A 5,724-nucleotide genomic window follows, 5' to 3' on the forward strand; every position below is an offset into this window, starting at 1 on the left:
GCCCACCGGGGCCGCGGCGCGCTCCACCGGCAGGTCCCCCACCGTGACGCGGCGGAACCACCCGCGCCGGGTCTCCGACACGAACGTGCGCACGACCACCTGCCTGGTGTACGCGTCCAGGGCGTCCTGCCTGGCGAGCCGGTCCCAGGCGAGGTAGAGCTTGGTGAACGCCGTCTGCACCAGGTCCTCGGCCCGGTGCCAGTCGCCGCACAGCAGGTAGGCGGTCCCGCGCATGGCGTCCGCCCGCGCCGCGAAGTACTCCGCGAACGCGGCGTCCCGTGAGCTCATCTGCCCTCCCCGTGACATCCGCGTTAGTCACGCCACGGGCAGGCGCTCGGGTTGCACCCTTACGGGTGACTTCACGGCAGACTTGGGGGGACGAATCCCCCAGGAGGGCCCCACTCCCATGTTCCTGCTGTTCATGGCGCTCGCGCTCAGCCTGCTGAACTACTACCTGTGGCGCAGGCTCGTGCGGGCGACCACCACGTCGAGGCGGGCCCGCACCGCCGGCGCCGTCGTGCTCGGCGCGCTGTTCGTGATGATGATGACCGCGATGGCGCTGGTCCGGGTTGACCCGATCGGGTACGCCTGGATCGCCTGGCCGGGGTACCTCTGGCTCGCGCTCGGCTTCTACCTGGCCGTGGTCCTGGTCGTGCTGGAGATCCCCCGGCTGATCCTGAACCGCTGGTGGCGGCGCGACACCCCGGAGCCGGTGACCGCGTCCCTGCCCGCGAGCCCGGCCGAGGACGGCGTCGCCGTGGCCGTGGCGGAGCGCGAGTTCGACCGGGCCGCGACCGAGACCACCGGCAAGCCCCCGGTGGACAACGGCCGCAGGCTGTTCATCGCCCGCTCGATGGCCGTCGCCACGGGCCTGGCCGCGACCGGCATCGTCGGCTACGGGGCGAAGACCGCGCTCGGCGGTCCGCAGGTCAGGACCGTCCCGGTGACGCTGGCCAAGCTCGACCCGGCGCTGTCCGGCTACCGCATCGCCGTGGTCAGCGACATCCACCTCGGCCCGCTGCTGGGGCGCGCGCACACCGAGCGGATCGTGCGCACCATCAACGGCCTGCAGCCCGACCTGGTGGCCGTGGTCGGCGACCTGGTCGACGGCACCGTCGCGCAGCTCGGCGAGGCGGCGGCCCCGCTGAAGGACCTGGTCAGCAAGGACGGCGCGTTCTTCGTGACCGGCAACCACGAGTACTACTCGGGCCACCTGGAGTGGATCTCCGAGCTGGGCAGGCTCGGCCTGGACGTGCTGCGCAACGAGCGGCTGACCATCGCCCGCAACGGGGCGGCGTTCGACCTGGCAGGCGTCAACGACCACACCGGCGGGCAGCTGGACGACGCGCCCGACTACGACAAGGCGCTCGGCGGGCGCGACGAGCGCAACCCGGTCGTGCTGCTGGCGCACCAGCCGGTGCAGGTGCGCGAGGCCGCGGCCAGGGGCGTCGACCTCCAGCTGTCCGGCCACACGCACGGCGGGCAGATGTTCCCGTTCAGCCTCGCGGTGCCGATCCAGCAGCCCGTGACCTCGGGGTTGGCCACCGTCGACGGCACCCAGGTGTACGTCAGCAACGGGGCCGGGTTCTGGGGTCCGCCGGTCCGCGTGGGCGCACCCCCGGAGGTCACGCTTGTGGAGCTGCGTCACAATTCGGCCCTCGGGTAGCGATTTGTTCAGGTTGTGCGCCTAGGGTGGGCGGCCGTGCCCGAGGACGGATGCGGAGGGGGACCCCTAGCGAGATGACGGAGAGCTACGCCGACCAGCGGCTTCACGGTGCTGAGGATCGGATCCGTCGTTTCCTGGAGCGGGAACAACCCGGAACGCCCTGCCTGGTGATCGACCTGCCCACCGTGGTGGAGCGGTTCCGCGCCCTGCGCGCGGCCCTCCCCGGAGTGGGGATCTTCTACGCGGTCAAGGCCAACCCGACCCCCGAGGTCGTCGAGGTCCTGGCCGCCGAGGGCTGCTCCTTCGACGTGGCCAGCCCCAACGAGATCGACCTGTGCCTGGCCAAGGGCGCGCCGCCCGAGGCCGTGTCGTACAGCAACCCGATCAAGAAGGCCGCCGACATCGCCTACGCGCACCGGCTGGGCGTGCGGCTGTTCGTCTCCGACAGCGAGCAGGACGTCAGGACGATCGCCGAGCACGCCCCCGGTGCGCGGGTGATGCTGCGCATCCTGGTGGAGAGCAAGGGCTCGACCTACCCGTTCGGCAAGAAGTTCGGCTGCGCGCCGGACATGGCCGTCGACCTGCTGCGCCTGGCGGGCGAGCTGGGCCTGGAGCCGTACGGGGTCGCGTTCCACGCCGGCTCCCAGCAGCTCGACCCGACCGGGTGGGACGCGGCGATCGCCGACGCCGCCGAGGTCACCGCGAAGCTGCGCGCCGAGGGCGTCGCGCTGTCGGTGGTGAACCTGGGCGGCGGGCTGCCCGCCGGTTACCTGGAGCAGCCGCCCCCGCTGGCCGAGTACGCCGCCGCGATGACCGGCGCGGTGCGCCGGGCCTTCGGCGAGCACGCGCCGTCGGTGATGATCGAGCCCGGACGGGCGCTCGTCGCCGAGTCGGGTGTCATCCGCTCGTCGGTGGTGCTGGTGGCCCGCAAGTCCTACTCGGACGAGCGGCGCTGGGTGTTCCTGGACATCGGCCGGTACGGCGGCCTCGCCGAGACCGAGGGCGAGGCCATCGCCTACCCGCTGCGCACCACCCGCGACGGCGGCGAGGTCGGTCCGGTGGTGCTGGCCGGTCCCACCTGCGACGCTGACGACGTGCTGTACCAGCACACGCGCTACGACCTGCCGCTGGACCTGCGCGCGGGCGACCACGTCGACCTGCTGCGCGCGGGCGCCTACACGGCCAGCTACTCCTCCGTGGCCTTCAACGGCTTCCCGCCGCTGGCCACCTACTGCGTGCGGTGAGCGCACGCCCTCCGATCGTCCCTGGCGGCGTCCGGCCGCGGGAACCTGAAGCTGATGTTTGGAGTGATTGATGTCCGAACTCCCGTGCGAGACCGACCCCGTCGGCTTGTTCGCAGGACAGCACGTGCTGGCTGAGCTCGAAGGCGTGAGCCCGGAGCTGCTCGACGACGAGCGGTTCCTCAGGCACGCCCTCGGTGAGGCGCTCACCCAGGCCGACGCCACGGTGCTGGAGGTGGTCTCCAAGCAGTTCGACCCGCAGGGGGTCACGGTCCTGGCCCTGCTGTCGGAGTCGCACGCGTCGATCCACACCTACCCGGAAGTCGGGAAGGTGTTCGTCGACGTGTTCACGTGCGGCACCCGTGCGAAGCCGGAGCTGGCGGTGCGCCTGCTCTCGGAGGCGCTCGGCGCGGAGCACGCACGGATGGACACGGTCAGGCGAGGCGCCAATCGCGTGCCCGCTCTCGTAGGCGAGGAGAAGTCTTGATCACCGAACCGCTCGCGACGGGCATGACCCGGCACTGGGAGGTGGCGGAGACGGTCGTCGACACGAGGACCGACTTCCAGCACCTGGTGATCGCGCGCACCTCGCAGGGGTTGTCGCTGTTCTGCGACGACGACCGGCAGAGCACCGAGTTCAGCCAGCTCACCTACCACGAGGCGCTGATGGTCCCGGCGCTGCTGCTCGCGGACAAGGTCGAGCGGGTGCTGGTCATCGGCTCCAGCGAGGGCGTCGTGTGCCAGATGGCGGTGGCCGCCGGCGCGTCGGTGGTCGACCACATCGACATCGACGAGCAGGCCGTGAAGCTGTGCGCGGAGCACCTGCCGTACGGCTACACCCCGGAGGAGCTCGCGCTCGCCGAGAAGGGCGAGGGCCCGATCCGCGTCCGCTACACGGACGGGTGGGAGTACATCCGCACGACCTCGGAGCGCTACGACATCGTCCTGGTGGACCTGCCGGACGAGCGCGAGGAGGAGGCCCAGCACAACCGCCTGTACGGGGCGGAGTTCCTGGGCATGTGCAAGGCGCTGCTCGCGCCGGGCGGCGTCGTGGTGTCCCAGGCGGGCTGCCAGACGATGTGGCGCAACACCACGCTGACGCGCATGTGGCAGCGGTTCAACGAGGTGTTCGGCACGGTGGCCTACTACGGCTCCGACGAGCACGAGTGGGCCTACCTGTTCGGCCGGGCCGACGAGGTCGCCGACCCCACCGCGCTGATGGTGGAGCGGCTGCCGAAGTCGGGCTACCGGCCGGAGTCGATCGACGAGCTCGCGCTGCGCGGCAACTCGGTCCCGCCGTACTCGGTGCGGCACGCGGCGAAGGTCTGACGGGCGACCCCTCGGGGTCCGCCCGGCGGGCGCGCTGGTTCGCCGGTCCCGGCGGGCGGGCCGCCGTTCCCCACGGGGAGCGGCGGCCCTCCCGCTTCCGCGTCAGGCGAGGGACTTCTTGAGGAAGTCGACCTGGAGCAGCAGCAGGTTCTCGGCGACCTGCTCCTGCGGGGTCATGTGCGTGACGCCGGAGAGCGGCAGCACGGTGTGCGGGCGGCCCTCGGCCAGCAGCGCGGAGGACAGCCGCAGGGTGTGCGCGGCCACGACGTTGTCGTCGGCGAGGCCGTGCACGATCATCAGCGGGCGCTCCAGCTCCCCCGCGTCGTCGATCAGCGAGTTGGCGTCGTACACCTCGGGCCGCTCGGCCGGGTCGCCCAGGTAGCGCTCGGTGTAGTGGGTGTCGTAGAGCCGCCAGTCCGTCACCGGGGCGCCCGCGATGGCCGCGTGGAACACGTCCGGGCGGCGCAGCACGGCCAGCGCGGCCAGGTAGCCGCCGTACGACCAGCCCCGGATCGCCACGCGGGTGAGGTCCAGGTCGGGCTCGACCGCCGCCGCGCCCCGCAGTCCGTCCACCTGGTCCTGGAGGGTGACGCCCGCGAGGTCGAACGCGATCTCGCGCTCCCAGGCCGGGCCGCGGCCGGGGGTGCCCCGACCGTCCACGACGAGCACGGCGAAGCCCTGGTCGGCCAGCCACTGCGAGGTCAGGTAGGCGTTGCGGGCGGTGAGGACGCGCTGGGCGTGCGGGCCGCCGTACGGGTCCAGCAGCACCGGCAGCTTCGTGCCGGGGACGTGGCCGCCCGGGTAGAGCAGGGCGGCGCGCAGGCCGCGCTCGCCGACGGTGAGCAGCTTCGGCTCGGGGGTGAGCACGGGCGTCTCGGCGTGCGAGGCGACCTCGTGGGCGCGGCCGTCGCGGGTGACGGTGGCGCGGGCGCCGAAGCGGTCCAGGGTGGACGAGGAGAGCACCAGGGTCCCGCCCGCGCGGGTCGCCGCGTGCACCCCGGCCTCCTCGGTCAGGCGGGTCGCCGAGGACGCGGTCAGCGCGTAGACGTGGATCTGCGTCGGGTCGGCGTCCTCGAACGCGGTGACCAGCACGTCCTCGGCGGAGACGTCGAGCACCGCGCGCACCTGGAGCCCGTCCGGGGACCAGGCCCGGCCGCCGACCACGAGCCGGTTGGCCCCGGTGTGCGGCAGGATCTCGACCAGCTCGCCGTCGGCCGACCAGCACGGGACGCCGGGCGGCAGCTCCAGCCAGGTCGGGTCGGTGTTCTCCTTGAGGACGGTGGTCGCGCCGGTCGCCGGGTCGGCGGTCAGCACCCGCACGGCGCGCTGGGCGCGGGACTGGACGGACAGCAGCGGGGCGCCCTGCGCGGACCAGTGCGCGGTGGCCAGGTACGGGAACGCGTCGGCGTCCCACGGCACGTCGGCGCGCGCGCCCGTGGCGAGGTCGAACAGGGCGGCGGTGACGACGGCGTTCGGGGTGCCCGCCGC

The 5,724-nt window shown here is 72.8% G+C and carries 6 protein-coding genes; 4 read left to right on the plus strand and 2 right to left on the minus strand.

Annotated features, from left to right (window positions below; all coding sequences use genetic code 11):
* A partial coding sequence (locus ACTUAL_RS09275) for a sigma factor (RefSeq protein ID WP_440899963.1) occupies window positions 1-288 on the minus strand: 288 nt, incomplete at its 3' end.
* 118 nt (window positions 289-406) lie between these two features.
* Between ACTUAL_RS09275 and ACTUAL_RS09280 the strand changes: the two genes are divergently transcribed.
* The 4 genes from ACTUAL_RS09280 to ACTUAL_RS09295 all read left to right on the plus strand — a co-directional run bounded on the left by ACTUAL_RS09280 (window position 407) and on the right by ACTUAL_RS09295 (window position 4,236).
* Window positions 407-1,666 carry a metallophosphoesterase gene (locus ACTUAL_RS09280; RefSeq protein ID WP_440899964.1) on the plus strand — a complete coding sequence of 420 codons (1,260 nt, stop codon included), beginning with the start codon at window positions 407-409 and terminating at the stop codon, window positions 1,664-1,666.
* Window positions 1,667-1,716: 50 nt separating this feature from the next.
* Window positions 1,717-2,910: a type III PLP-dependent enzyme gene (locus ACTUAL_RS09285; RefSeq protein WP_440899965.1), complete on the plus strand. Its 1,194-nt coding sequence runs from the start codon at window positions 1,717-1,719 to the stop codon at window positions 2,908-2,910.
* Between the two features lie 70 nt (window positions 2,911-2,980).
* A complete protein-coding gene (gene speD / locus ACTUAL_RS09290) occupies window positions 2,981-3,394 on the plus strand; it encodes an adenosylmethionine decarboxylase (protein WP_096496369.1) in 414 nt (137 codons plus the stop codon).
* Window positions 3,391-4,236, plus strand: a complete 846-nt coding sequence (locus tag ACTUAL_RS09295) for a spermidine synthase (protein ID WP_177154425.1) — start codon at window positions 3,391-3,393, stop codon at window positions 4,234-4,236. Before speD ends, ACTUAL_RS09295 begins: the two co-directional genes overlap by 4 nt.
* A gap of 102 nt (window positions 4,237-4,338) precedes the next feature.
* Here ACTUAL_RS09295 and ACTUAL_RS09300 read toward each other — a convergent pair.
* Window positions 4,339-5,724 (minus strand): prolyl oligopeptidase family serine peptidase (locus tag ACTUAL_RS09300; protein ID WP_440899966.1); only part of this gene is annotated, 1,386 nt, incomplete at its 5' end.

This window comes from Actinosynnema sp. (assembly GCF_052038725.1).

What these genes read in the sequence shown, in the direction of transcription:
- ACTUAL_RS09280 (WP_440899964.1), top strand. Translation starts at nt 407, where the DNA reads ATGTTCCTGCTGTTCATGGCGCTCGCGCTCAGCCTGCTGAACTACTAC.
- ACTUAL_RS09285 (WP_440899965.1), top strand. Translation starts at nt 1,717, where the DNA reads ATGCGGAGGGGGACCCCTAGCGAGATGACGGAGAGCTACGCCGACCAG.
- speD (WP_096496369.1), top strand. Translation starts at nt 2,981, where the DNA reads ATGTCCGAACTCCCGTGCGAGACCGACCCCGTCGGCTTGTTCGCAGGA.